Annotated in this window: 30 protein-coding genes; 22 read left to right on the forward strand and 8 right to left on the reverse strand. The window is 42.8% G+C overall.

The window, feature by feature from the left end; translation table 11 throughout:
- The first annotated feature begins 54 nt into the window (after window positions 1–54).
- The 7 genes from ABHV44_RS13730 to ABHV44_RS13760 all read left to right on the forward strand — a co-directional run bounded on the left by ABHV44_RS13730 (window position 55) and on the right by ABHV44_RS13760 (window position 4,307).
- Window positions 55–696 carry a hypothetical protein gene (locus ABHV44_RS13730; protein ID WP_459075278.1) on the forward strand — a complete coding sequence of 214 codons (642 nt, stop codon included), beginning with the start codon at window positions 55–57 and terminating at the stop codon, window positions 694–696.
- A gap of 81 nt (window positions 697–777) precedes the next feature.
- Window positions 778–1,155 carry a hypothetical protein gene (locus tag ABHV44_RS13735; protein ID WP_459075279.1) on the forward strand — a complete coding sequence of 126 codons (378 nt, stop codon included), beginning with the start codon at window positions 778–780 and terminating at the stop codon, window positions 1,153–1,155.
- Window positions 1,156–1,180: 25 nt separating this feature from the next.
- Complete coding sequence (locus tag ABHV44_RS13740) at window positions 1,181–1,618, forward strand: hypothetical protein (RefSeq protein WP_459075280.1); 438 nt, start codon at window positions 1,181–1,183, stop codon at window positions 1,616–1,618.
- 89 nt (window positions 1,619–1,707) lie between these two features.
- The gene (locus ABHV44_RS13745) at window positions 1,708–2,265 is read left to right on the forward strand and encodes a hypothetical protein (protein ID WP_459075281.1); all 558 of its coding nucleotides are present in this window, start codon (window positions 1,708–1,710) and stop codon (window positions 2,263–2,265) included.
- 235 nt (window positions 2,266–2,500) lie between these two features.
- Window positions 2,501–3,208: a hypothetical protein gene (locus ABHV44_RS13750; RefSeq protein ID WP_459075282.1), complete on the forward strand. Its 708-nt coding sequence runs from the start codon at window positions 2,501–2,503 to the stop codon at window positions 3,206–3,208.
- Window positions 3,209–3,481: 273 nt separating this feature from the next.
- Window positions 3,482–3,880 carry an endonuclease domain-containing protein gene (locus tag ABHV44_RS13755; protein WP_459075283.1) on the forward strand — a complete coding sequence of 133 codons (399 nt, stop codon included), beginning with the start codon at window positions 3,482–3,484 and terminating at the stop codon, window positions 3,878–3,880.
- A gap of 76 nt (window positions 3,881–3,956) precedes the next feature.
- Window positions 3,957–4,307 (forward strand): hypothetical protein, encoded by a 351-nt coding sequence (locus ABHV44_RS13760; RefSeq protein WP_459075284.1) that lies wholly within the window; start codon window positions 3,957–3,959, stop codon window positions 4,305–4,307.
- Between the two features lie 14 nt (window positions 4,308–4,321).
- On the opposite strand, the gene ligD (ABHV44_RS13765) is transcribed toward ABHV44_RS13760, so the two are convergent.
- From ligD (ABHV44_RS13765) to ABHV44_RS13775, 3 genes are read right to left on the reverse strand one after another with little or no spacing between them, the layout of a single operon-like run.
- Complete coding sequence (ligD, locus tag ABHV44_RS13765) at window positions 4,322–5,191, reverse strand: non-homologous end-joining DNA ligase (RefSeq protein WP_459075285.1); 870 nt, start codon at window positions 5,189–5,191, stop codon at window positions 4,322–4,324.
- A gap of 32 nt (window positions 5,192–5,223) precedes the next feature.
- Window positions 5,224–6,213: a non-homologous end-joining DNA ligase gene (ligD, locus tag ABHV44_RS13770; protein ID WP_459075286.1), complete on the reverse strand. Its 990-nt coding sequence runs from the start codon at window positions 6,211–6,213 to the stop codon at window positions 5,224–5,226.
- A complete protein-coding gene (locus ABHV44_RS13775) occupies window positions 6,210–6,794 on the reverse strand; it encodes a DNA polymerase ligase N-terminal domain-containing protein (protein ID WP_459075287.1) in 585 nt (194 codons plus the stop codon). The genes ligD (ABHV44_RS13770) and ABHV44_RS13775 overlap by 4 nt, the downstream gene beginning before the upstream one ends.
- A gap of 235 nt (window positions 6,795–7,029) precedes the next feature.
- Here ABHV44_RS13775 and ABHV44_RS13780 point away from each other — a divergent pair, with 235 nt between their 5' ends.
- From ABHV44_RS13780 to ABHV44_RS13830, 11 genes are all read left to right on the forward strand, one after another.
- Window positions 7,030–7,662, forward strand: coding sequence for a DUF2202 domain-containing protein (locus ABHV44_RS13780; RefSeq protein WP_459075288.1), 633 nt, complete (start codon window positions 7,030–7,032; stop codon window positions 7,660–7,662).
- A gap of 150 nt (window positions 7,663–7,812) precedes the next feature.
- The gene (locus ABHV44_RS13785) at window positions 7,813–9,117 is read left to right on the forward strand and encodes a DUF418 domain-containing protein (protein WP_459075289.1); all 1,305 of its coding nucleotides are present in this window, start codon (window positions 7,813–7,815) and stop codon (window positions 9,115–9,117) included.
- A complete protein-coding gene (locus ABHV44_RS13790; RefSeq protein WP_459075290.1) occupies window positions 9,114–10,505 on the forward strand; it encodes an MFS transporter in 1,392 nt (463 codons plus the stop codon). The genes ABHV44_RS13785 and ABHV44_RS13790 overlap by 4 nt, the downstream gene beginning before the upstream one ends.
- Window positions 10,506–10,524: 19 nt before the next feature.
- A complete protein-coding gene (locus ABHV44_RS13795; RefSeq protein WP_459075291.1) occupies window positions 10,525–11,253 on the forward strand; it encodes a DUF6090 family protein in 729 nt (242 codons plus the stop codon).
- A complete protein-coding gene (locus ABHV44_RS13800; RefSeq protein WP_459075292.1) occupies window positions 11,250–11,981 on the forward strand; it encodes a hypothetical protein in 732 nt (243 codons plus the stop codon). The genes ABHV44_RS13795 and ABHV44_RS13800 overlap by 4 nt, the downstream gene beginning before the upstream one ends.
- Window positions 11,978–12,751: a DUF6090 family protein gene (locus tag ABHV44_RS13805; RefSeq protein ID WP_459075293.1), complete on the forward strand. Its 774-nt coding sequence runs from the start codon at window positions 11,978–11,980 to the stop codon at window positions 12,749–12,751. The genes ABHV44_RS13800 and ABHV44_RS13805 overlap by 4 nt, the downstream gene beginning before the upstream one ends.
- Before the next feature lie 3 nt (window positions 12,752–12,754).
- Complete coding sequence (locus tag ABHV44_RS13810; protein ID WP_459075294.1) at window positions 12,755–13,522, forward strand: DUF6090 family protein; 768 nt, start codon at window positions 12,755–12,757, stop codon at window positions 13,520–13,522.
- A 3-nt stretch (window positions 13,523–13,525) separates the two neighbouring features.
- Window positions 13,526–14,311 (forward strand): DUF6090 family protein, encoded by a 786-nt coding sequence (locus ABHV44_RS13815; RefSeq protein ID WP_459075295.1) that lies wholly within the window; start codon window positions 13,526–13,528, stop codon window positions 14,309–14,311.
- 29 nt (window positions 14,312–14,340) lie between these two features.
- Window positions 14,341–15,033, forward strand: coding sequence for a hypothetical protein (locus ABHV44_RS13820; protein WP_459075296.1), 693 nt, complete (start codon window positions 14,341–14,343; stop codon window positions 15,031–15,033).
- Window positions 15,030–15,794, forward strand: coding sequence for a DUF6090 family protein (locus ABHV44_RS13825; protein WP_459075297.1), 765 nt, complete (start codon window positions 15,030–15,032; stop codon window positions 15,792–15,794). The genes ABHV44_RS13820 and ABHV44_RS13825 overlap by 4 nt, the downstream gene beginning before the upstream one ends.
- A gap of 85 nt (window positions 15,795–15,879) precedes the next feature.
- Window positions 15,880–16,629 (forward strand): DUF6090 family protein, encoded by a 750-nt coding sequence (locus tag ABHV44_RS13830; protein WP_459075298.1) that lies wholly within the window; start codon window positions 15,880–15,882, stop codon window positions 16,627–16,629.
- Window positions 16,630–16,719: 90 nt separating this feature from the next.
- On the opposite strand, the gene ABHV44_RS13835 is transcribed toward ABHV44_RS13830, so the two are convergent.
- Window positions 16,720–17,346 (reverse strand): protein-tyrosine phosphatase family protein, encoded by a 627-nt coding sequence (locus ABHV44_RS13835; protein WP_459075299.1) that lies wholly within the window; start codon window positions 17,344–17,346, stop codon window positions 16,720–16,722.
- A gap of 215 nt (window positions 17,347–17,561) precedes the next feature.
- Between ABHV44_RS13835 and ABHV44_RS13840 the strand changes: the two genes are divergently transcribed.
- The 3 genes from ABHV44_RS13840 (at window position 17,562) to ABHV44_RS13850 (ending at window position 19,368) form a co-directional block, all read left to right on the forward strand.
- A complete protein-coding gene (locus ABHV44_RS13840) occupies window positions 17,562–18,035 on the forward strand; it encodes a gliding motility lipoprotein GldH (RefSeq protein WP_459075300.1) in 474 nt (157 codons plus the stop codon).
- A gap of 82 nt (window positions 18,036–18,117) precedes the next feature.
- Window positions 18,118–18,609 carry a VOC family protein gene (locus ABHV44_RS13845; RefSeq protein WP_459075301.1) on the forward strand — a complete coding sequence of 164 codons (492 nt, stop codon included), beginning with the start codon at window positions 18,118–18,120 and terminating at the stop codon, window positions 18,607–18,609.
- Between the two features lie 336 nt (window positions 18,610–18,945).
- Window positions 18,946–19,368, forward strand: coding sequence for a hypothetical protein (locus tag ABHV44_RS13850; RefSeq protein WP_459075302.1), 423 nt, complete (start codon window positions 18,946–18,948; stop codon window positions 19,366–19,368).
- Window positions 19,369–19,588: 220 nt separating this feature from the next.
- On the opposite strand, the gene ABHV44_RS13855 is transcribed toward ABHV44_RS13850, so the two are convergent.
- The 3 genes from ABHV44_RS13855 to ABHV44_RS13865 all read right to left on the reverse strand — a co-directional run bounded on the left by ABHV44_RS13855 (window position 19,589) and on the right by ABHV44_RS13865 (window position 21,233).
- Entirely contained in the window at window positions 19,589–19,756 is a 168-nt protein-coding gene (locus ABHV44_RS13855) for a hypothetical protein (RefSeq protein ID WP_459075303.1), read from the reverse strand.
- Window positions 19,757–19,983: 227 nt separating this feature from the next.
- A complete protein-coding gene (locus ABHV44_RS13860; protein ID WP_459075304.1) occupies window positions 19,984–20,151 on the reverse strand; it encodes a YegP family protein in 168 nt (55 codons plus the stop codon).
- Window positions 20,152–20,312: 161 nt separating this feature from the next.
- Entirely contained in the window at window positions 20,313–21,233 is a 921-nt protein-coding gene (locus ABHV44_RS13865; RefSeq protein WP_459075305.1) for a diacylglycerol/lipid kinase family protein, read from the reverse strand.
- Window positions 21,234–21,291: 58 nt separating this feature from the next.
- On the opposite strand from ABHV44_RS13865, the gene ABHV44_RS13870 reads away from it, so the two are divergent.
- Complete coding sequence (locus tag ABHV44_RS13870; protein ID WP_459075306.1) at window positions 21,292–22,329, forward strand: App1 family protein; 1,038 nt, start codon at window positions 21,292–21,294, stop codon at window positions 22,327–22,329.
- Here ABHV44_RS13870 and ABHV44_RS13875 read toward each other — a convergent pair.
- Window positions 22,316–23,281, reverse strand: a complete 966-nt coding sequence (locus ABHV44_RS13875) for an AlbA family DNA-binding domain-containing protein (protein ID WP_459075307.1) — start codon at window positions 23,279–23,281, stop codon at window positions 22,316–22,318. The genes ABHV44_RS13870 and ABHV44_RS13875 overlap by 14 nt on opposite strands.
- Between the last annotated feature and the right edge of the window lies 1 nt (window position 23,282).

Consider the following 23,282-nt stretch of genomic DNA (forward strand, 5'->3'; position numbering starts at 1 on the left):
AATCGCTCCGAAATCCCTACGTTTCTTAGCCGAGCCGTTGCCAAACATTAAAAAATGAACGAACCTGCTTCAATTTATAGTTTACGACCGGTAATATTTGACCGAGACATTAGCACTGTGCAGAATGTTATTTTGACTCAAGGCTCGTCAGCATTGCAAGCCACTTTAGCACGAATAAAATTTTTATTTCAGATTTGTGGACCTAAAGAAGGAAATAAAGTATTTACCGATCAAAACATTGCTCCAGTACTTCAAGATCTTTGTGCCCAAGCGGGTATAGCGTCTCAGATTTTATTTAATGGAAACCGTCACAAATCTCGACTTGAATCTCAAACGGCATTTCAACTAAGACTTGAAAGATTTGAATACGTCAAGAAGCTATGTGATGATCAGAATTTCAAACCAGAAATATTGACTGACAGAGAAGTAAGAAACTCACTAACCCACATTGACGAAAGACTTGCAGATATCTTGACAGAAGAAGAAGGAATAGGTTGGTTCATTGACTATGCGGCATCAATTCGTAATTCTTTTAATAAACCTGACGGAGTAAAAGAGATCAAGTATTGTAGGTCATACGTTCACAATGAAAGTAAGATTCTTCACCTCGGACATGAGTTTGACTTAAATGGACTTGCTCATGAATGTGCTGCATTATTGGCAATCGTGTTTGGGATTGACATAAGAAAAAAATAAAAAACGTTTGGCATCATCGTCTCCTATGTAAAGCCTCCGTGATAATCCGCATAGCCAAACCGTTTCAATAATCACATTAGAATGAGACTGTTTCTAATACTCATAGCAACTCTTAGTCTTATGGCTTGCCAAAAAGCAGAAGACAAAATAATAGGGAAATGGAAAGCAGTGAGTTATTTCGAGAATGGTGAGAAAACGGACTTGAATCATTTTCTAGAGTTCAAAACCAAAGGAATAGTGATTATCTCGGAAAATGGATTTACTAAACGCGAAAACGGAATAATGAGATATCGCATAGAAAATGACTCAATTTATATAACGAGAAAAGAAGTGATCTTGGATGGAGTTTCGGTCGAAAAAGATAGCATGAAAATTGAATTTAAGAATGATAGTTTAATCTTGTCGAACCAACACAATGGTGTGTCTACCTGGATTCGGGCTGAATCTATTAGCCGATGAAACAACCGATTGAAAACTGAATAAAATGAAAATGCTACTCACATCGCTCCTTTTGTGTATCAACTTTTTGGCGCACTCGCAAGATGTGCCATTTGACGAATTAAAGATTCAGGCAATTGTAGACTCCACATTGAAGTGTTTCGACACAACCAAAGTCCAGGCAATTCAGTTTAGTACAGCGAATTCTGGAAATCAATTAGAAGTCGAGTTTACAAGAAGATTGGCAAGCTTCCAACAGCTTAAACTATTTATTTTCAATGGACTCACGGAAATAGGGAGTCCGGAAGACTTCAACATTGAATTCTCAGGACAAGTAATTGAGATCGAAAGCGATAATAATCAGATTGTCATATACCCAGCTAAAATTAAGCTCGACAACAAAGATGGACACATAGCAATTTCACCTTTGAAGCAAGAGAGAAATTGCTTTGAACTTATTCCGGAAATTCGAAGATGTAGGTAGCGAAAACGTTCCGTTTCATTTGGCTCTTCCGGCTTCACCTTCTCCCCTCTCCCTCTCTTTCATATCTTTAGCTTTTTGAAAAGAGTATCATGAAAGTTAGCGTTTGTCTTTTGTTTATTACCCTTTTGTCTTCTGGTTTCGCAATCGGCCAGCAGGGAGGAGCTGCTTCTCAAAAAGCCGTAGCCACTGATTCTCTAGAAACGAAAAAGATCGAGCAGTTGGTTGAAACGATCCGCCAGGAAAAAACACTGGAACAAGTTCGTATTGACAGTGTCGAGCTGACTGACAAATTTTCTAACGCTAAGGAGCTTTACAAGGCTGATGTTTATCTTACAGAAGGCGAAATAGTGCGGATATACTTATCACCTCGTGTTGAGTTTGTTGCTGTCCTAAACAGTTTTGGTCAATCGAGTATCGATTATTTCCTGAAAGATCAAAAGTTGATCTACATCCATGAGCTTTATGCGGATAACAGCAGACCTGGGTCATGCGGTTGGATTGAGATGAGAAATGAGCTGTACTTTAATGACGGTGAATTAGTTGAAACCAGGGCCAACGACAATTGCTATCAGTCAAAAATTGAAGTGGATTGGTTGCTGCATAATTTCGAGAAGATGCTCATGCTTTCAAAAGAAGAAATTGATTAATGTCCGCGTTCCCTCAATCACAATTCACTTGAGAAATGCTTCAGTTACATACTTATAACTTCCTGCTTCTCTATTTTGCTCTTCATTCGTCAAGTCGTCATTCAATACTAAAACAGCTTGCCATTGCTAGCCATGTCCGTTCCCTATCCCTCACTTTCATATCTTTAGCTCATTTGAAATTAACCAGAGCCATTGCTCGAACGAATGTTACTTCACAGCTAACACCACTAATGTCATGAAAAAGACTGCATTACTTCTTCTCTTAATCACTACTCTGGCTTTTGCCTGTGGGGAACAACCTTCGCTCGAAGGATTGTGGATAGTGGAAAACGTGAAAGTTGGCGATCAGGAAATGACTCCTAATGCCAGGTGGGCCCGATTCCATTCAGACTCTACCTTTGAGTCCGGCAACGGCAAGTATTCTCATTCGTTTGGGAAGTACAACTTCAGTCCAGAATCAAACGAATTAGCCCTGAAGTCGACCAATGGGTTGGAGGATGTGTATGAGCCATTCAAGGTGTCAGTGAAACAAAATGAAATGACCTGGATGCGGACTGAAGAAGGACAGAAAGTCGAAGTAATTCTAAAGCGCACAGATGAACTCCCATTCACTTATAGCGATCAGATTCTGGGACTTTGGCAGTTAGACGAACTCTCCGACAACGGCCCCTATTTCCAGCAATCGGAGTCAACAGATCAAGCAGAGTACATTTTCTTCAGGTGGGACAAACGATTCGTCATGCAAACCCAAGCCGGTAGAATTAATGGTGTTTACAATGTCAACGGACATCGACCAGAAGTTGAGTTGATCCCCTACGGAGACCAGTTCGAAAGAGATTTTTGGAAGGTCGATTTCAATGAAGACCAAATCATCCTGAATCGATTAAACACAGACTCGACAGTTACCCGAACGTTTAGCAGAATTCATCAATTTCCGGAGTAAGGAATCCTGCGCGCAGCTACCCCTTTAGGGCACAGGGGCCAGCGCAGGGAAAATGAAGAATAACATGAACAACATCTTCCGAAAAATCCGTCAACGTTTTCTCGCTAAAAGCCCCTTCTCTCGCTACCTCATCTATGCAGTAGGTGGATTTGTGCTGGTAAAGATTAGGGTTTTGGAAGCCTTCCGCTGCCCCCAGCCCCTGAAGGGGCGTGCTTTCACACAAATCTCTAAAGAAATGAAATGATGGAACGAGACCCACTTAAAATATCGGGAATGAGCAATGGAGCAAAGCCAAAGATCTACAGAAATGCATCTAAGCTTCGCGAAAATATGACTCAAGCAGAACAAAAGCTTTGGGAATATTTAAGGAGAAAACCACATGGCTATAAATTCAGAAGACAGCACCCAATGGGAAATTTCGTATTAGATTTCTACTGCCATAAGCTCCGCATTTCAATCGAAGTAGATGGTGGATATCATCTTTCTTCCGAGCAAAAAGAAAGAGATGAAGAAAGAACAGCTCATCTTGAGAGTTTGGGAGTTACTGAGTACAGATATAGTAATAAAGAAATCATGAGTGAATTTGAAAAATCAATAGATTCGATAAACGAAATCTTGCGCGCAGCTACCCCTTCAGGGGACAGGGGCCAGCGCAGGGAAAATGAACAATAAAATGATCCACTTAACTCGCCTGATTTTTCCAATTGCCATCTCGTTGTTTTTGTTCCAGTCCTGCAAGATGCCGGAGATGAAAAGGCCAAAATTCGAACGAGATACCGAAGAGCTCATAGTTGAACTGAAAGAGCTGAGTAACTTTGAAAATGCGGATATCAGATGGAATGTGCGAAGTTTCAAGGACACTTCAACTTACTATCTTGTCGTGAACCTGATCAACGGCAAAGACCTCCCCGAAGAAGATGCCGAACTGAAAGAGATCGGGCAAGAAGCGATGAAGATCGTTGTCAATTCGATTGAGAATGAAAATGTCTTCGACAAATTTCGGGTAGTTTTTGAGGAGGTCAAACAATCGGGTGCGGTCACCAGAAGAAATAAAATACCTTTCGAATACAGCCTCTCTGACATTGCTGGCGAAGACTAAGAATACACAACTCTTTAATCCAGCCACTCCGCCAGGCTTTCAATTTTGATACGATGCCTGTTCATACCCTTCCAGGGATCTTCCTTCTGCGAAAGTCTTCTCTTTAGGTTGGAAACAGTGTAGCTCTGAGAGTTGAGTTCACTCTTTTTTAGTTCGTCCCAACTGAGTGGAGTCGCCACGGGTGCGCCCTCGATTGGTCTCACTGAATATGGCGTCACGCTGGTTTGTGCGTAAGCATTCCGTTGAATATCGAAATACAGCTTGCCATTCCTTTTGTCTTTCCGCTGCTCCGTGGTAAAAAGGTCTGCGTGCTCATTTGTCATCTTTTCACCGAGCTTCTTCCCTACTTCGCGCACATGGTCAAAGTCGCTTTCCGGCTGCAATGGTAAAACGAGATGTAGGCCTTGTGATCCGGTCGTCATTAAAAACACTTCGGTATTCGCCTTTTTGAAAAACTCGTGGAGGGCAAAAGCCGATTCCCTGACGATTTCAAAATCGTCTTGTGGAGGATCCAGGTCGATGATAAACATATCGGGCTTGTGAAGGCTTTCTTTTTTGCTCAGCCAGGTGTGGAAACTAATCGTCCCCTGATTAACCAAATATTTCAAGGTAGACTTGTTGTTACAGATCACTTGATTCACTGTGCCTCCCTCCTTCTTTATTTGCTTTGTCTCGATCCACTCCGGGAAATAATCCCCGGCCTCTTTTTGATAAAACCCTTCGGCCTGAATGCCATCGGGAAAGCGCTGGAGAGTGAGCGGGCGGTCTTTTAAATGAGGCAAGATGAAGTCAGAGATGCTTTCATAAAAGTCGATGAGATCGCCTTTGGTAAGCTCTGCCCTGGGAAAGAAAACCTTGTCTAAATTGCTGGTGTCTACTTTCATAAAATTCTTTGTTTTCTTTTCGAGACTTGTGTTTACTCTGCCTCTTCCTTTACTACTTCTGACGGGGATTTATCGGGACGAAGTCCCAAAAATCGTGGGTGACGGAGCTTGTCATCGTTTGTCCATTCGGTAAATCCAATCTCTGCAATGACCTTTGGCGTAATCCAGTGAGCGGTATCTTCATCAACTTCGTCAGCGAAAGGACTCGTTTTTCTCTCCAGTTGATGAAACTCACTGTGAATCTCTTCCAACTCCTGGTCAGAAAAGCCCGTCCCCACTTTGCCGGCATAGCGGAGTTTGTCGCCTTCGTAAAAGCCAATTAAAATTGCTCCAAACCCTACCCTTGAACCTTCAGGCTCGGTGAATCCTCCAATCACAAACTCCTGTCTGTTAACACATTTAAATTTAAGCCAGTTTGACGTTCGACTGTGGGCGTAAGGCTTTCCGGCATCTTTGGCGATGATACCTTCCCATCCTTTTTGACAAGCCTCCTGGTGATATTTTTTACCGTTCTCATTTACGTGCGGCAAATACCTTATTGGGTCGTAAAACTCCAATCCCTTTTTGAGTATAGACTTTCGCTCACGATTGTTCAATGAACTGATGTCGTATCCATCAATGAACATGCAGTCGAAAAGGTATAGAGTGACCGGAACTCTCTTCAGCAACTCTTCATCCGGATCTTTTTCATTCATGCGGTTTTGTAAAAGCGAAAAGCTACTGACATCGTCTTTAAAGGTCACCACTTCGCCATCGGCAATGAAGTCGGGTTCCTGTTTTTTTAGAGCTTCCACCAACTCGGGATAAAAATCATTCTGAAGCTTTTTATTTCTCGAAAGTAGCTCCACCTCAGAACCCTTCTTAAAAACCAGGCACCTCAGCCCATCGAGCTTGCGCTCAAAAAGCCAATCTGGATCGGAAAAATATTTTTTGGTAAGCTTCGCTAAACTGGGTTCCATCCAATCGGGTTGACTCTTTTTTGCTGCTTCTTGCTGTTGCTTTTTCGAAAGTGCTGAGCTCATGAGTTATCAATTTCATCCAGGCCTTTGCCACTTTTCACTGAGTCTGGCTGGGTACTGGTGGGTTTTCTTCTCGCATCGGCATCTTCATCGTCCATTTTTACAAAAAGCCACTGCCCTTCATCGCTGTCAATTCTGGTGAGTGCGTATCCGCCCTGCAGCTTTTCCCCTTTCAAATTTAACAGCAGGTGGCCTTCGTCCAGGCTTTTTTCTACCGATCGGATGTCTCCGTCTTTTCGCGTAATGTTTTCGTAAGTGCCCTCATCCCACAGCAGAACCGTACCTGCTCCGTATTCTCCTTCGGGGATATTCCCTTCGAAGTCCAGATAGTCCACTGGATGATCTTCAGTTCTGATGGCCAGTCTTTTTTCACTGGGATCGGTGCTCGGACCTTTGGGGATTGCCCAGGATTTGAGCACTCCATCGTATTCCAACCTCAGATCGTAGTGGAGATTGGATGCATCGTGCTTTTGTATTGAAAATCGATTTTCCGACTTCTTTTTCTTTTTGCCTTTTGGCTCCTCTGTAGATCGGAAATCGCGCTTCTCATTGTATTTCTCGAGGTTCGATTTTTCTTTGCTCATGTTCTTTCTTTTTGAAGAAATCGAATTTTCTAATAAAGCCTTCCAATTATTATTCCTCGCCAGCGGTAAAGGAATTGCGCCTGGCTTGCGGGTAGAGCGCTCCTCTCAGTGGGTAAGTTCGTACTCAAATTGAGAGTTCTGAAAGCGGTCTTTTTCAGCGTTGTGCCACTTAAGTCACCATGAGCCGGCAGGCCACAAGTTATCTTAGTGACTGGTAACAATTAAACTCACAATCATGAAAACCTCCATTCTAAAACCTGCAATTCTGCTTCTGATCAGCGTTGCACTCATGAGTCATACATCCTGCAAAAAGAACGATGAAGTAGTGAATGTTCAACAAAACACACCGACCACCACACTGACTCAATCAGAAGAAGACATGCTTCTTTTTATGCTCGAGGAAGAGAAGCTCGCCAGAGATACCTACATCTATTTCGATAACTACTGGGGGCTCAACCAATTTGCCAACATCAAAAACAGCGAGCAAAACCACATGGAGTTAGTCGCAGCTCTGCTCACAAGTTATGGAGTTGACTACGAGATCCTTCCCGAAGGTGAATTTTCGAATCCCAACCTGCAGTCGCTTTACGATGATTTTATAATCATTGGTGAAGAGAGCGAAGTAGCTGCACTCACAGTTGGCGCAACAATAGAAGACCTCGACATCTTCGATTTGCGACAGTCCATAGAAAGCACCAACAAAGCCGATTTAATTCAGGTGCTGGAGCAGCTCCTCTGCGGATCTGGAAACCACATGCAGGGCTTCACGCAAGGATTGACCAACTTCGGTAGCTCTTACACTCCTCAATATCTCACCCAGGAAGAATATCAGGAAATCCTGGATGCGCCTCACGGTGGATGCCAATAAAAGAAAATGAAGTAAAATGCCCGGATAGTTAAAGTTTTTCCAAATCGGTTTCAGGAGAGTCGCAGTGCAAAAATAAAATCGGATATCTGATTTATTTTTAGCAAATTACACAGGATTCTATCTATGCTCTGGACTTAACCAAATCCAACCGTGAAAAATACTAACCCGGGCACTGCGCCCATTGCGGAGAATAACCGTATTCTCTATCTCGACATCCTTCGGGGAATAGCGATTTTATTCATATTTCTGGCCAATATCCCCTACCTCTCCGGCACGTATTTTTACTCTGAGGCGTTGGCCGCGAGTTTTCCTACAGCCAACCTTGACTACTCACTAAAGGTGTTCTCTTTTACACTGATCGATGGTAAGTTCTATTCGATTTTCAGCATTCTTTTTGGAATCGGCTTCGCAGTGCAATACGAGAAGCTCAAAAATGGAAACCGACCTTTCGTGCCATTTTTCACCCGCAGGATGCTCGGGCTGTTGTTAATTGGCAGCATTCACCTGGTGTTCTTCTGGCCGGGAGATATCCTCACGACCTATGCTCTCATTGGATTGGTTTTGATCCTGTTCAAAGATTTTAGCAATAGGAACCTTATTTGCTGGGCCATTGTGCTCCTACTCCTGCCTATCGTTCACTGGTGTTTCATGTACTTCACCGATAATTTTTATCCTTATCCGCTATTTGGTTATGTCAGTCAATATGGAGCCAAGTTGGGATTGATAATTCCGGAAACTGCCGGTACGAAATTTCCAATGTACGACCCAGGTGCTCAATTGGCTACTGAAAATTTTGCAAGGTGGTTTGAAATGCAAATTCGTCTGCCCATCATGCGTCTCGGGCTATTGCTACTCGAAGGAAGGCTCTTCAAAATACTCGCTCTTTTTATGATTGGCATCTGGGCCGGACGGCAAATACTTCGCAACGGACTTTTAGAGAATACTGCACTGCTCAAAAAGATAACCATCTGGGGGCTGGTCATTGGTATACCGTTCAGTGTGTTTCGATCAGTGCTCGAGTTTGGAAACTTTAATAGCGCCTTCTACACTTTTTTGTCATACGTCCTTTACGCTGCGAGTGTCGTTCCATTGGCCTGTGGTTATGCAGCCGGAATTGCACTCATTGTGAAATCGCGCCCGAAAGCCCTAAAGTGGTTTTCACCAGTTGGTCGCACTGCCCTTTCCAACTACCTCTTTCAGACGGGAATTGGGATGTTTATTTTCTACGGTATCGGTCTCGGTTTCACGCAAGACTTTGGGTTTTCGATTGTGCTGGGAATCGCCATTCTGATATTCATGTGGCAAATAGTGTTCAGCACCCTTTGGCTGAAGTTTTTCAGGTTCGGCCCTATGGAGTGGATCTGGCGTCAGATGACTTACTCTAAGTGGGTTGCAATCCGAAAGAAAAAGCCCTTACCGGAAATTACGGCAGAATCACCAATTGCCAGATCGTGAATAGTCGTATCAAAAAATTCCTACCGAAGAAGTCCGACCTTCAGCTCAAGCCGGTACTGGCTGAGAGCGCAGGTTCCAGATACTTTACTTTTTCAATGCTCTACTTTGCACAGGGCGTTCCTGAGGGACTCACCTTTTTTGCTATCCCAGCCTGGTTGGCCATGAATGGCATTTCATCGATCTTAATCGGAAGCTATGTGGCAATGGTAGCTCTGCCGTGGAGCTTGAAGTTGATCCTCGCACCACTGATGGACCGATTTACTATAAAATCTATGGGGCGGAAACGTCCCTGGGTAATATTTGGTCAAATTGGTTTGGTCGGTAGCTTTTTGGCGATGAGCGCAGTACCTGAACCGCTCCAAAACATTGAACTACTCATGACCATGGGCTTTATTATCAGTTTCTTTGGCTGCTTTCAGGACGTTGCCACAGACAGCATGGCCGTGGATATTATTCCGCTCAATGAACAGGCTCGGGCCAACGGTTTGATGTGGGGAAGTAAGGTGATCGGCACATCCGTGTCACTAGCTGCGGGAACTTTTATGATGAATGAATTTGGCTTTTCTACCGGCTTACTTGTGCCCGCGACATTTACAACAATTCTCATTTTCGTTCCCTTATATTTTCTGGAAAGAAGAGGAGAAAAGCGGCTTCCCTGGACGACTGGTCAGGCTTCAACAATGTCCAAGATCTTACAGCCGGCTAACTTCTGGCAAATACTGCGTGACACCTATCGGGTAGCTAGCCGTTTTTCGAGCCTGATTCTAATAGGCATCATGTTTCTGATTGGATTTGCCCTGGCTTATGGCAGCACTTTATTTCCGCTGTTCACTATTCAGGAATTGGGGTGGGACAATGGCGAGTACTCCAATATCTACGCTTCTGCTAGCCTGGTTGGTGGAATTCTAGGCATGCTCATCGCAGGAGCGTTGGTCGATTTCTTCGGAAAGAAAAAGATGCTTTTTATCTACCTCATCCTTTGGGTGGTTTCTTTTGGGCTCTTTCTGTTTTATCAGTTGGATTGGTTTGGCTTCAAGATGGCTTCATTTAGCGTTTTCGCCATTCGCACTACCGCAACATTCACAACAATCGCTGTCTTCACCATATGCATGGCTCATTGCTGGACGCGAGTTTCTGCTACTCAATTTACACTCTACATGACGGTTTCGAATTTAGGCCGATCGGTAGGTGCTGCCTCTGTTGGTTATGCACGGGAATTCCTCAACTGGCATTACACATTCGCGGTGGTTCTTCTCGTACTGATTGTGGCCATTTTACTTGTTGGCTTTATCCGGATCAGACAGCAGCTGACGGCCATTGACAGATTGGAGACCGCTGCTCTGGAAAAATCCCGGCCGATAGACAAACCTGAAGCACTCATTGCCTGACATTAATAAGAAGTACGATATGAAGCTATTCAGAAAAATCCGCCAACGCCTCCTCGCCCAGAACCGCTTCACGCGCTACCTCATTTATGCTGTAGGTGAAATTGTGCTGGTAGTATTGGGAATCCTCATTGCCCTGCAGTTGAATAACTGGAACGCAGAGCAAAAGGCCACTAAGGAAGAATTAAAACTTTTGCAGGAAATGCGCCACAACCTGGCCAGTGACCTGGAGGACTGCTACTGGAACATCAACAAACAAAAGGATTTCAGCCGATCCAATAGCGCTGTGCTTCAACATTTGGAAGACCACACAGCTTTAGACGATTCACTTCATTTTCACTATGGAAATCTGATTTATTCCACCACCCAGCGCAGAAACATGTCGGCTTACGACCACCTGAAGGCCAAGGGCATCGACCTGATTCAAAACGACAGCTTGAGGCGAATCATCACGGCCATCTACTCAGAGCGCTATTACTACATCGAAAGGCAGGAGCTGGAATACGACAACATCTATCAACTGAATGAAGTCATCCCACAACTCAATGCCAAGGTGGTTTTGGACGACAGCACTAAAACGGGGCGACCGATCAATCTCCCTGTTTTGCAAAATGATGATGCCTTTAAAGGAACCCTACGCATGAATGTGAAAGTGCGGCAATCCATGATGGGACGATACAAAAACTTATCACGTGATTTACAAAACCTGATCGCGCATATAGACAGTGAATTAGAAAACAGAAAGCCATGAAATTTTTTCGAAAAATTCGCCAAAAGCTATTCGCGCAAAATCGCTTTACGCGTTATTTGATGTACGCTCTGGGCGAAATTGCCCTAGTGATGATTGGTATCCTGCTGGCGCTGCAAGTGAATAACTGGAACAACGAACGCAAGCAAACCAACCAGGAACAAAAGATATTGAAAGAACTGTTGCTAAACCTGCGGATGGATTCCCTGGACCATGCGGGCAACCGCGACTGGAGCCTGGATGTGGGTGCTTCGGCCGGTTTTGTAGTAGATGGCCTGGAAGACAGGGTTGCCTGGCAAGATTCAATGAAACTACATTACGGAATGCTGCTGTTGCATGGTGTCGCCACGCTGAATACTTCTGCCTATGATAATCTCAAAAGCATTGGCTTCGACCTGATCAGCAACGACAGCATCCGCATAGCGCTCACCAGGTTGTACTCCTTAGACATTACGCGCTTGCTCAAGCTAGAGAAGGAAATGTTGTCGGATGATCAGGTCCACAACATCATTCCGGTTGTGCTCAAAAGGGTCCGCATTAATGAACCCTGGTGGAATTCCTCGCCACACGACTACATTGCCTTGATGGATGATCTTGAATTTCAGACTGTAGTTCGATGGAAGTCAGTCACCAACAACCACATTGCCAGAGAGTATGAGATCGCCCGCAGAAAAACCAGCGAACTCATTAAAATGATTCGAAAAGAACTAGCCAAAAACGAATTACCATGAGTCGAATTTTTAATTCCATCCGCCATCGTTTACTCGCTCAAAACCGCTTTACAAGGTATTTGATTTATGCTGTTGGCGAGATTGTATTGGTGGTGATTGGAATTTTGATCGCGCTGCAAATCAACAATTACAGTGAGACTCAGAAACTCAGAAAGAAGGAAGTCATCCTGCTGAAGGAAATGCAAGAGAACCTGCAGTTGGATCTCGCGGACATAAACTTCAATTTAGATGGTAATGCACTCCGGATCCGGTCGAACTATGCTGTCCTCGAAATTCTGAATGGGACCAATAACCATACTGACTCAGCAGATTTTTTCTTTGGTAATTTCTTTGGGAACTTCCAGCTTTCTGAAAATACCACTGCATGGGAAAATTTAAAGTCCATCGGTGTGGATCTCATTTCCGACAACAAGCTGAGGAGTTCAATATCTTCTCTTTATTCGACCCGCTATGCGTACCTCGAGAATTTAGAGAAGGGGCTCGATGATCGATACCAATGGAATTATCTTTATCCACAGCTAATCGAAAATATTGATGTGGATCAACTGTGGGAGTCTGCTAAACCCGTTGACCAGCAAAAACTTGCCACCGACAGGGAGTTTAAGCAAGTCATCAAAATGAATCTGATGTGGCGTCACTACATGCAAAATCAATACAGCGAAGTCCGGGAGCTCATTATAGCGCTCAACCAACAAATCGATGAACACCTTAACAGATTGTCGCCCGACAGTTTAGAACAAAATAAATCCGATGAATTACCTAAAAACTAGTCTATGAAAATCTTCCACCGTATTCGTCACACGCTACTCAAGCAAGGACGCATTACGCGTTATTTGATTTACGCTCTCGGAGAGATTGTGTTGGTCGTGTTGGGAATCCTCATCGCCCTTCAAATAAATAACGCCAACGAATCGAGCAAGGCACGAGCCAAGGAGATCAACTACCTGAAGAACATCCAGACTGATTTGCTGCTGAATATCGCTAACATCGAAGAGTTTATCGAAACCAGAAACACGAAGATTGAGTCGGCCAATATTGTGCTGGATTACTACGAAGGTAAACCGCTGAACGACATCAGTGACTTGAGCGGGCACTGTCTGAATGTATACATCTGGCATAAGTTCTATCAGGTCAACAACACTTTTTTGGAGTTGGTCAATTCCGGGAACCTGGCTTTAATCTCCAATGATTCTATAAAGAATAACCTGCTCAATCAGGATGCGCTTTTTAAAGAGCTAAAGGGCGAAGAAGAGCATTATCGATTTGATACTGAAGAATTGCTTTACAAGCCTTCATTTAAGATTTTGGATTTAAACCCGATCACCAAAAAGTACATGTACGATGCGAGCAATGGCCAGGTCGGTGCAGATTTGTCACTACCCACTGAAAGTTTTAAAAAGCTGCTTCTCGATATAGAACACAAGAACGGCTTTGTGATGGCCGTGTTCGAATTTACCGTGATGAATGGCCAACTGGAGCAAATGAAAACCCTCTCGGAAGAGCTGATGGAATTAATTGATCGTGAATTACAGAAAAACTAGCGTATGAAAATCTTCCACCGAATTCGAAAAAAATTACTAGCCCAAGGCCGCATTGCACGCTATTTCACTTATGCTCTGGGAGAAATCGTGCTGGTGGTGATTGGAATATTAATCGCCTTGCAAATCAATACCTGGAATCAGCAACGTGTTGAAAATAAAGAAGAAATAGAATTGCTGGTTGGAATTAGGGATGAATTTGAAAATAATCTTGAAGAACTTAACCAAAGTATAGTGGTGAATAATAAGGTAACCGAAGCTTGTGTGAGACTTACCCAAATTATACGAACAAATACGATCAACAATGAGCCTAAACGAATTGACAATTTATTAATTTCATTAAGTACATTTAATTCTTTTGATGCGCAAACCGGTGTCTCTGGTGAAATCGTTAATTCAGGAAAATTGAGCATCTTAAAAAATGACGAACTGCGCAAACAACTTGTGAATTGGCTGACGCTTTTAGTAGATCAGGAAGAGGATATTCTTTTTAGATCCGATAATTATACCATGAACTTAATGCCATTTTTAATGAAGCGATTTCCTCTGGCAAATGGCGAACTTTCAAAAAAACTACCCTTTGACAAGAATAATTATTTGCAGACATACAAAGAACAATCGCCCTTTAAGTATAATCTATCTGAAGACGACCTCTTAGAATTTGAGAATCAAATATGGCATCATGAGCATAATCAAGATTACGTGGTTATAAACGAATTAAACATTAGGGATTTTATAGATATCACCATTAAGATGATTGATCAAGAATTAACCAATAAAAAAATAGAATGATCCGCTTCTTTCGCTCTATCCGCCAAAAGATGGTACAAGAAAATAAAGCAGGCAAGTATCTGAAGTACGCTATTGGCGAAGTGCTATTAGTGGTTATCGGAATTTTGATTGCACTGCAAGTGAATGAAAACAACAGAGAAAGCCATCAGCGGGAGGAGATGTTTACAGTTTATGCGTCCATTGCAGACGAATTAACTGCCGACATGGATCTACTGGATATCTACCTTCCTGAATTTCAATGGAAAAACGAAATACTCACCCGTATTGTAAAGCATGGAGTTCCAGCAAAAGAATGGTCTCAAAACGACTCCCTCTTTAACTCATTCAGCTCGTTTCCTGATTTCGGTATTTCCCAGGCGCGTTTTCAAGTGCTCAAGAACATACTACCCTATGATGACCCCACACGTTTGATAAATAATCAGATTGCGGATTTCTACCAAAAATTCAACGTGATGGTCGAAGTGAGGACGATAGAGGCCAATCTCAGCTACAACAGGAATATCGCTTATTGGGAGGAAAATGCAGAATGGTTTGCCGCTGCGATTGCTGACCGGAATTTGAAGCCCCTTGCTGCAAATGCCACCAACGATCCCATCTTCAGAAATAAGCTCTCCTGGTATCGCATAGTTCTGCTAAGGCTCGAGGAAGGTCTTCGGGAATATCGAAATGAAGCCGGAAAACTGAAAAAGACGATTGAGCTACATTTAAAGACAAATTCATGATCTCATTCTTTCGAAAAATCCGCCAAAACTTGCTCGCTCAAAACCGAGTAACCCGTTATTTGCTATACGCTATAGGCGAGATAGTACTGGTGATGATTGGAATTTTACTGGCTCTTCAAGTAAATACCTGGAATGAAAACCGCAAACTAATCAATCAGGAAAAAACATATATCAGCCGATTAATAGCTGAAAACAAAAGTGATGTCACCACACTGACCAGTCAGCTAGAGCTACTTACAAACAATAATGAAAAAATCGCTGCATTCACCGATGCTCTAAAATCTCCCGGTAGCAGTGATTCGTTAATCATTGTCCTGGCTCAGAATTTTATAATTTACGGCTCCCTCTATCCGCAGTTTAATCCTTCTAAATCTACCTACGAGGATTTATCGAGCACAGGAAACCTCAGTATTATAAAAGATACAGAATTGAGAGACCGGATAGTATTTCATTATCACAGATACCAATACATTGACTGGAGCTTCAATGTAAATTCGGACTGGGCAATGCCTATTGATGCCACATTATTTACCGAAACCGATGCTTTGATCTTTGATACCGCATATACCTCCCATCTTTTTCCAGATAAAACCAATAATGAGTTAGCGAAAATGCTGAGAAACAACCGGGATATTTACATGCGAAATGCAGCTCTCCACTATTGGATAAATAAAGATTGTATCGCTGATCTCGAACTCATTTTGAATGACGTCACAGATTTTATTGAAATGCTGGAAACGGTCGCTCAAAAGAAGCCATGAATACTGCCTGAAAAACAGATGTTATCGACAATTCAAATACGCTTTATCAATGCGAAATGCTGAACACTATGTATACTGACTAATTATGAAAATCTTCCACCGAATTCGAAAAAAGTTACTAGTCCAAGGCCGTATTGCACGCTATTTCACCTATGCCGTGGGAGAAATCGTGCTGGTGGTGATTGGGATATTAATCGCATTGCAGATTAATTCCTGGAATGAAAACCGCATCAACAAGGACAAAGAAAAACTTATCATACTTGATCTCCGCAAGGAATTTGAAAAGAACAAAGTGAAGCTCGATTCTACCATCAATTACCACCGGGCTCTTTTTAAAGCAACGCAAGAAGTGATGAATTTGATCGGTGAAACTCAAGAGTTGATTTTACAGCACAACACCGACAGCCTCCTCTATCTCGCCCTCGATTACAGTGACTTCAGTCCGAGTGAATCAGTGATCTCCGAGTTGATTTCTTCCGGAAAACTCAACCTGATTTCATCCGAATCGTTGCGCATGCTAATCTTTGATTGGGGTAGTGCCATAGATGAAAAAGAAGAAGGCTATGACACCATGGACGAAATGAGCTCAACCCAAACACTGCCGTATCTCACCAGAAACGGATCGTTGAAAGATATTGACCAATACGGGCTTCTGAAAATGAACGGACCATCGAAATTTCCACCGCAAAATCACCTGCTTTTTCAGGAATTGGAATTTGAAAACCACATGGATAACCAAGCCTGGGGAATTACCAATTATTTGACAAAACTGGAAAGACTCGAGAACATTATAGACGAAATCCTAAGAGAAACAAGCTTAATAGCCCAGGTTTAAGATTGATTGATTTTTTATCGACTATTTCTAATATAATTTTCCCGAGCACTTTCACTTGCTCTTCATCTACGTGAGAAAACAGGCCCACTTTCATTTTACTAAATTAGTATAACTCCTCACAAACTCTTCCTGTTCTTTTGTTTCAATCGCGTCCTGGCCGCGAGTTTCCCTCACATATTCTATCGGATCATCCACACCGAGAATGGCATTTGCATAGGAGCCCATCACGGTGCCGCTGCGCCCGTAGCCTCCCATGCAGTGCACCAGCACATTTTCTCCGCTGTCGAGCTGAGATTGCACATAGTTAAGAATGCTATCCATTTGACTTTGCTCAGGCAGTCCGTAATCTACTATTGGCGAATGGTAAACTTCAATTCCGTGTGACTCAAAAACCTCGAAAAAATTCGTCAGCCCCTTCTCCTTCAGCTCTTCTTTTGAAACCAGTGAAACTACGGCTGTGATATTTTGGTCTTTCAACATCTTCACATCCTCCTCGAGGTTTTCTTTACCGGGCAATGGCGAAATTGCCACGAAGTTGTCTCCGACCGGGAAAGGATAAATTTTGTAGCTACTTGATGAGCTGTCCTGAGGAGTTTCCATAGTATGAGTATTTGGCACCCTTGATTTGTCCTCGTTTTCCGCAGAGAAATTACATCCAGCGGAAACGGACAAAACACAGAGCAGCAGAAAAGGAGTAAAAACCTGGTTCCTTGACATATTCGGAGGTTGTAATGTTTCAATCGACAAGATCGACATTTTTTTATTCTGATAAACTGCCTAAAATCGCAGTTATGAAAAGTACATTCTGAAATTCAAAAGTCACGATGCCTCACAATTGAGGTTCATTGAGTGAATATTCCTTTCAAAACAACGTTGCATTTTTGAAATACCTGTCATTACCAGTTTTAACCAATTTGAAAAAATCATTATACATGAAAACCAACTTCTTTTTATCAATACTGTTTTTAGCAACCATTCTAATCGGTTGTAAACCCGAAGGACAAGTTTATGCCGACCACAAAGAATTGTCACCGGATGTTGAGTGGTTGAAGGAAGATAAACGCGAGTTCAATGTGCCTGTGGAGGACAACAGTGCACTCTATAATTTGAGCTTATCGTTTCGCTACGCCACTGGTTATCAGTTTCAGGTTGTCAGGGTTAAAGTTACTGAAACGAGCCCCAGTGGCGATGAGTCAGTTAACGAGTACGAGCTAAAAGTGAGAGATGAGAATGGTGAATACATTGGCGACCCCGGCCTCGACATTTGGGACAGTGAGCACCTGGTAGAGACGGATAAGAAATTTGACGAGACAGGAACCTACACTTATGTAGTTGAGCACATAATGCCAGTGGATCCCTTGCACTATGCAATGGAAATAGGCCTGATCGTTGACAAGGTGGATTGATGAATATAATTGACAGGTGAACGCCTATTGCTTTGACAGACGAATCAATGCTTTCAACAAACACAAAGACAAATCGATGGAGATGAATGAAGACTACAAAATCCCCTCAGGTACACGGATAGGGCATGTTCATTTGAAAGTTTCAAATCTGCAGAAATCGCTTGACTTTTACTGCGGGCTTCTGGGTTTCGAGTTGATAACTACTTATGGGAGCGATGCTGCGTTTATTTCCGCTGGCGGCTACCACCATCACATCGGGTTGAACACCTGGTTCAGCAAAAATGGCCCTTCGGCTCCCAGAAACACTACGGGGCTTTTTCACACAGCCATACTTCTCCCAACGCGTAAAGACCTCGCATACATTCTTCACAGAATTCAGATGGCTGATTACCCTTTAACTGGAGCCGCAGATCACGGAGTCTCCGAAGCACTGTATCTCGATGATCCGGATGGAAATGGGGTTGAACTTTACTGGGACAGGTCGAAAGACCAATGGCCCAAAAAATCGGATGGCTCAATCGAAATGTATACCCGGCCACTAGATCTAAATCAATTACTAGAAGAGTTGAAATGACACTAGAGTTTGCACAGTGCATTAAATAGCAGCTTTACTCCAAGATGGATTGTTATTCACTGACTCACAGATTTATAAAGATTGGAAAATGAAATTATTGTATAATTGAAGTAGAGAAAACCATGAGAGTCTTGATCCAAAGAGTATTGCAAACTATGCCATTACCAAACATGAAGGACTGAAGACTAATAATTCGAATACCACAGGAATCATAGATATTGAAAATAAAGCCAAATGGTTCATTAAAATATTCTGTATGTTTCGGAGTTAATAAAACATATCTGATTATACTCATGTAATATATCCGAAATACAAACCAAACTAACGCAAAATTATATGAAACGCCTGATATTCTTACTTCCCGTACTTTTTACTCTTCTACTTCTTTCTTCATGTGAAAAAGAAGATGAAACAACTTGTGAGGAACATACAGTGGCACCTTGTGCTGTTGACACTACTCAGTCCAATATTAGAGTTAAAAATGTGAGTGACTACGACTTTTGCAACGTAGTCATCGATCCGAATGGGAACCTCACAAATTATGGAATCATAGAAAAAGGTGAAACAACTTGCTATAGACCGTTTGAGACAGCTTACAGGTACGCATACGTGAACCTCATCATTGAGGAAAAAGAATTTATACTTCAGCCTATAGACTTTGTTGGAGAGCAACCACTTGGAACAGGTAACTTCACCTATTCAATTGATGTTTCAGATTTTGAAAACCGAACATTATCAATTGAAGCAAGTGAAGACTAGGATATTCTGATCAATCTTTTACCAACGCTGGGATTATCAATTGAATGATTTGGCTTTTCTATTCCCTACTTCAGCTAGAATCTTAATGATTTATCGGGAAACCACAGCCGAGGGTTGGGCTATCTGAACCTATTCGTTCTCTTTGAATGGCAACAAAAAACCCGAACGAGCTTTCGCTGTCCGGGTTTTTCAAAGCTTTTTGAAAAAAGCATCCAGGCGATTAAGCCTCTTTGCTCTCTTTAGACCTAAAATCTCGAATTCGATCGAGGATTGATTTTTCTTCCTGTTTCAGGTGGGAAACCTGCGAGTAATTGGAAGATTTCACAATCAGCATTTTTTTCGCTTTAACTGTTTCCAGCCTCAGCTTTAGTTGGTCGAGTTCATTCATAAAGAGTGATTTAGCTTTTAGTTGTCTTAAAAAAGGGATTATGAATTTAAGAATAAAATCGATTGTACGGCAAAAAAATGTTTGAGATAATCTTAATGAATCGGGCTCCAATCAGGAGCTGCCTTTGATTACAGACGAATTCAACAAATTTAGAATGTCCTGAAGCACTAGATAAAGGGCGTGAGGCTCAAGTGATCAGGCATGAGTTGAACTGTATCAAGAACAGATTACAGTTCTTCATCCGTGTAACCGTTCAGTCTGGCATCGTCAATCGCGCCTTTGCGACTTTTGAAAGATTTCACTGAAGCTCCAACGATCATCCCATTCCCGGCAGTTTTTCTCCACCTGAACTCTCCGTTTCTATCTTCAAAAAACTCCCATCTATGAAGTCCCATTCTTGTCGAGCCTTTTATCCTTTAACTGTAAATAGCGCGAAGAAATTTCATTCAATTTCCTTCTCTATCTGGAAGCTAATTTAAGGATCATTGACGAGCATGTCAATTCTAATTGTAGACAGAATTCTACAGTACAGGCAAACAGCAGGATAGGCGAACAACTAGTCGAAAATTTGAAGACCGTTTTGATAACGGTTGGAGCCAATAATTTTGAGGGCGCTTTCTTCTACCGAAATATCCACCCTCCTGGTTTTGCAAATGAACTCGCCATCAACTTGAAGCGGTTGCTCTTTGCTCAAAGTGAGTTGTGCGGATTTCGCTGAGATAGTCTTCGCAAAAGGACTGTTGCTCAACTTGCCAAAAAATGACCTCAGTGTGGTTCCTAAAAAGCCAAAAATACCCTGCGGTTTGAACACGATAATTTCGAAAACTCCATCGTTAATCTTACCATTCGGGTTCACGCATGCTCCGGTTCCAAACACAGTAGCATTGGCAATGATAGCTACCAGTCCTTTGATTTTTCTCTCTTTGGATTCTCCGTCTGTTTTCACTTGATAGCGAACTTCGTAACGCTCCTTCCACTGCTGCACAAACTCCCGGGCATAGCCCCACCAGCCGCGCTGATTACTTTTCTCAAATCGCTCGATCAAAGCTGCATTCAGACCAACATCTGCCAGGTGGATACACAAATGATCATTGACACGCAACAGGTCACATGCAATGGTTTTAGACTCGACCAAAAAATCGAGTGCCTCATCAAAATCATCTGGAATGCCCAGCTCGGTAGCCATTCCGTTGGCCGACCCTCCGGGAATTAAGCCCAGTTCACAATTTCTCTTGAAGGCAATTTGCGCTACCATATTCACAGTTCCGTCCCCTCCGCAAGCCACAAGAGTGTCGGGTGCAAAGGATTCGATTAGCTCCTCAATTCGCTCCGGATCGTTTTCTCCGGTTGTCTTTATGATCTCCGTTTGGAGACTGTAGCGCTTAGAAAAAATTTCGATCTTTTGCGGCAGAAGCGACTTGTCTACACCTCCGGAAATAGGATTGATTACGAAGAGGAATTTCTTTTCTTGCATCATTGACGATTGTTGGAGACAAGTTTGCAAAAATAAATCCGAAGCCTAAAAATATCTGCCGATGTTAAAACCTCTCACCGAAAAGGTATCTCTCTTTCTCAAGCAAAAACTAGGAATGCTCGGTAAGCCAGTGATTCTGCCATTCAGGGGATTCGGGAATGAAAACAAAATTGTGGTGCGCGGTCGTGTGATGGAAGATCGGGGTTTGGCTCAGCCAAGAGTGGAAGCAAATGTGTGGAGAAATATGGGCGCCATGTTGAGGAGATATATCAGCGATAACATTCCGGCAGTGCGTGTCGAAATTCAAATTGGTGAAGAGTGCATTGAGGTCACTACAGATGATAATGGAATCTTCAATCTCGAAATAGAACTTTCGAAACCACTCAACTCGGCCGAAGATTGGGTTCCCTATTCTGTGAAGTTGCTCGATGAACTGATCGAAAACCAGGGAGAAATAAGTGCAGAGGGCGAAGTTCTGATCCCAAAGAGCAATCCCGAATTTGGCGTGATCAGCGATGTGGACGACACATTTATGGTTTCTTACTCGGCCAAGCTGCGCAAAAAAATGCGACTGATGCTCACTAAAAATGCCCACACTCGAATGCCTTTTGAGGGTGTCAGCGAATTTTATCACGGATTGTGCAAAAGCGGTAAAAATCCGATCTTCTTTGTTTCCAGTAGCGAATGGAACCTGTACGATTTGCTTGTCGACTTTTGCAAGTTTCACAACATTCCCAAGGGGCCGTTTCTCCTGAAACCACTCAAAGCAAGCCTCATAAAACTTCTGAAATCCGGAGGTGGCCAACACGATCACAAACTCGAAAAAATCAGATCTATTCTGGAGACTTATCCAGATATGAATTTTGTGCTGATTGGCGACAGCGGACAGCACGACCCCGAGCTCTACTCTCAAATCACGCTCGAGTTTCCCGCGAGGATCATTAGCATTTATATTAGAGATGTCACTAAGAAAAAACGCGATCGCGAAGTTCGGAAGCTTGCTGAAAATCTAGATCACCCAACTACAGAGATGCTACTTGTGAAAGATTCTGCCGATGCCATGGAGGACGCTCGAAAAAAAGGGCTTATTTCTCAGTGACGAAATCTTTCTCCTTCACGAGTTTCGAGTTGTGACGCAAATATTTGGTGAGATAGTATTCCCGCTGGTAGACTCCGTTTCCATAGTAAAGTCTCAACTTTAGAGGGAATCGTTGGCAAGCCTCATAGCCGTGTTGATCGATGTTCAATTTACAGTTTACAACTGTTGTGATCTCCTTGGGGAAAAGTGGGTTTTCTCCGGGAAAGGCAAGAACTGCATAGTCTCGCTCGTATTTCTGAAAAAAGCTGTACAGGTCTTTCGATTCGCTCGATTGATCGTAAACCTGTCTGGGGATTTTGATAATCGTTTTGTAAGTGTGTTCAATGGACTTGCTGATGTTTTGCACATCAGCTACCACATCCAGCTCGTAAAAAACTCCGGTTTTCTTCAGGTTTCTCAACTTGCCGCTAAACTCCAGGGGGCGGATTTTTAGCATGGTCTCGGTGATCCGGTTGAACGCATCTCGCACCTCGTACTCTTCCATCCTCACCGACTCAAAGTTGAACCGCTTGTAGTAGCGCCCATCTGCTGCCATGTGGGGAGCCTCATAGCTTCGGGGGACTTTTACAACGTAAATCGACTTGCTGATTTTGTTTTGAACGCGAATGACATCGATCGTCAAATCTGGAATTCTTCTTTTGATCCTGGAGTTGATCACCTGCTCAAGCCATTCCTTACTGTACTCATTTCCATTAATAAAACTGTAAGAATCGGCCTTGTGATTTTCTTCGTTGAGTCCATAGATCACCACTCCTCCATCGGAGTTTGCCATGGCTGAAACGTCCTTGCTGATCTCCTTCTTTTTGTAGTCGGTGTTCTCGATCGCCCAGCCGGCTTTAAATTCGAGGTGAATAGATTCTTCAGCCTGCGATTTTATAAGATAATCGAGGTGGGCCCGGGTGTACCTTCGGATTTTGAGAGGATAATCGATTTTTATTTCTCCTGAGCTCATA

It is taken from the genome of Halocola ammonii, from assembly GCF_049334165.1.
Classification (GTDB): domain Bacteria; phylum Bacteroidota; class Bacteroidia; order Flavobacteriales_D; family Sanyastnellaceae; genus JBEGHD01.

Excerpts from the sequence above, each read along its gene's own strand:
- ABHV44_RS13750 (WP_459075282.1), top strand. The coding sequence starts at position 2,501 with ATGAAAAAGACTGCATTACTTCTTCTCTTAATCACTACTCTGGCTTTT.
- ABHV44_RS13795 (WP_459075291.1), top strand. The coding sequence starts at position 10,525 with ATGAAGCTATTCAGAAAAATCCGCCAACGCCTCCTCGCCCAGAACCGC.
- ligD (WP_459075286.1), bottom strand. The coding sequence starts at position 6,213 with ATGAGCTCAGCACTTTCGAAAAAGCAACAGCAAGAAGCAGCAAAAAAG.
- ABHV44_RS13875 (WP_459075307.1), bottom strand. The coding sequence starts at position 23,281 with ATGAGCTCAGGAGAAATAAAAATCGATTATCCTCTCAAAATCCGAAGG.
- ABHV44_RS13730 (WP_459075278.1), top strand. The coding sequence starts at position 55 with ATGAACGAACCTGCTTCAATTTATAGTTTACGACCGGTAATATTTGAC.
- ABHV44_RS13740 (WP_459075280.1), top strand. The coding sequence starts at position 1,181 with ATGAAAATGCTACTCACATCGCTCCTTTTGTGTATCAACTTTTTGGCG.
- ABHV44_RS13815 (WP_459075295.1), top strand. The coding sequence starts at position 13,526 with ATGAAAATCTTCCACCGAATTCGAAAAAAATTACTAGCCCAAGGCCGC.
- ABHV44_RS13850 (WP_459075302.1), top strand. The coding sequence starts at position 18,946 with ATGAAACGCCTGATATTCTTACTTCCCGTACTTTTTACTCTTCTACTT.
- ABHV44_RS13840 (WP_459075300.1), top strand. The coding sequence starts at position 17,562 with ATGAAAACCAACTTCTTTTTATCAATACTGTTTTTAGCAACCATTCTA.
- ABHV44_RS13870 (WP_459075306.1), top strand. The coding sequence starts at position 21,292 with ATGTTAAAACCTCTCACCGAAAAGGTATCTCTCTTTCTCAAGCAAAAA.
- ABHV44_RS13810 (WP_459075294.1), top strand. The coding sequence starts at position 12,755 with ATGAAAATCTTCCACCGTATTCGTCACACGCTACTCAAGCAAGGACGC.
- ABHV44_RS13845 (WP_459075301.1), top strand. The coding sequence starts at position 18,118 with ATGAATGAAGACTACAAAATCCCCTCAGGTACACGGATAGGGCATGTT.
- ABHV44_RS13800 (WP_459075292.1), top strand. The coding sequence starts at position 11,250 with ATGAAATTTTTTCGAAAAATTCGCCAAAAGCTATTCGCGCAAAATCGC.
- ABHV44_RS13825 (WP_459075297.1), top strand. The coding sequence starts at position 15,030 with ATGATCTCATTCTTTCGAAAAATCCGCCAAAACTTGCTCGCTCAAAAC.
- ABHV44_RS13745 (WP_459075281.1), top strand. The coding sequence starts at position 1,708 with ATGAAAGTTAGCGTTTGTCTTTTGTTTATTACCCTTTTGTCTTCTGGT.
- ABHV44_RS13865 (WP_459075305.1), bottom strand. The coding sequence starts at position 21,233 with ATGATGCAAGAAAAGAAATTCCTCTTCGTAATCAATCCTATTTCCGGA.
- ABHV44_RS13860 (WP_459075304.1), bottom strand. The coding sequence starts at position 20,151 with ATGGGACTTCATAGATGGGAGTTTTTTGAAGATAGAAACGGAGAGTTC.
- ABHV44_RS13760 (WP_459075284.1), top strand. The coding sequence starts at position 3,957 with ATGAAAAGGCCAAAATTCGAACGAGATACCGAAGAGCTCATAGTTGAA.
- ABHV44_RS13755 (WP_459075283.1), top strand. The coding sequence starts at position 3,482 with ATGAGCAATGGAGCAAAGCCAAAGATCTACAGAAATGCATCTAAGCTT.
- ABHV44_RS13805 (WP_459075293.1), top strand. The coding sequence starts at position 11,978 with ATGAGTCGAATTTTTAATTCCATCCGCCATCGTTTACTCGCTCAAAAC.
- ABHV44_RS13820 (WP_459075296.1), top strand. The coding sequence starts at position 14,341 with ATGGTACAAGAAAATAAAGCAGGCAAGTATCTGAAGTACGCTATTGGC.
- ABHV44_RS13775 (WP_459075287.1), bottom strand. The coding sequence starts at position 6,794 with ATGAGCAAAGAAAAATCGAACCTCGAGAAATACAATGAGAAGCGCGAT.
- ABHV44_RS13830 (WP_459075298.1), top strand. The coding sequence starts at position 15,880 with ATGAAAATCTTCCACCGAATTCGAAAAAAGTTACTAGTCCAAGGCCGT.
- ABHV44_RS13780 (WP_459075288.1), top strand. The coding sequence starts at position 7,030 with ATGAAAACCTCCATTCTAAAACCTGCAATTCTGCTTCTGATCAGCGTT.
- ABHV44_RS13855 (WP_459075303.1), bottom strand. The coding sequence starts at position 19,756 with ATGAATGAACTCGACCAACTAAAGCTGAGGCTGGAAACAGTTAAAGCG.
- ABHV44_RS13835 (WP_459075299.1), bottom strand. The coding sequence starts at position 17,346 with ATGTCAAGGAACCAGGTTTTTACTCCTTTTCTGCTGCTCTGTGTTTTG.
- ligD (WP_459075285.1), bottom strand. The coding sequence starts at position 5,191 with ATGAAAGTAGACACCAGCAATTTAGACAAGGTTTTCTTTCCCAGGGCA.
- ABHV44_RS13735 (WP_459075279.1), top strand. The coding sequence starts at position 778 with ATGAGACTGTTTCTAATACTCATAGCAACTCTTAGTCTTATGGCTTGC.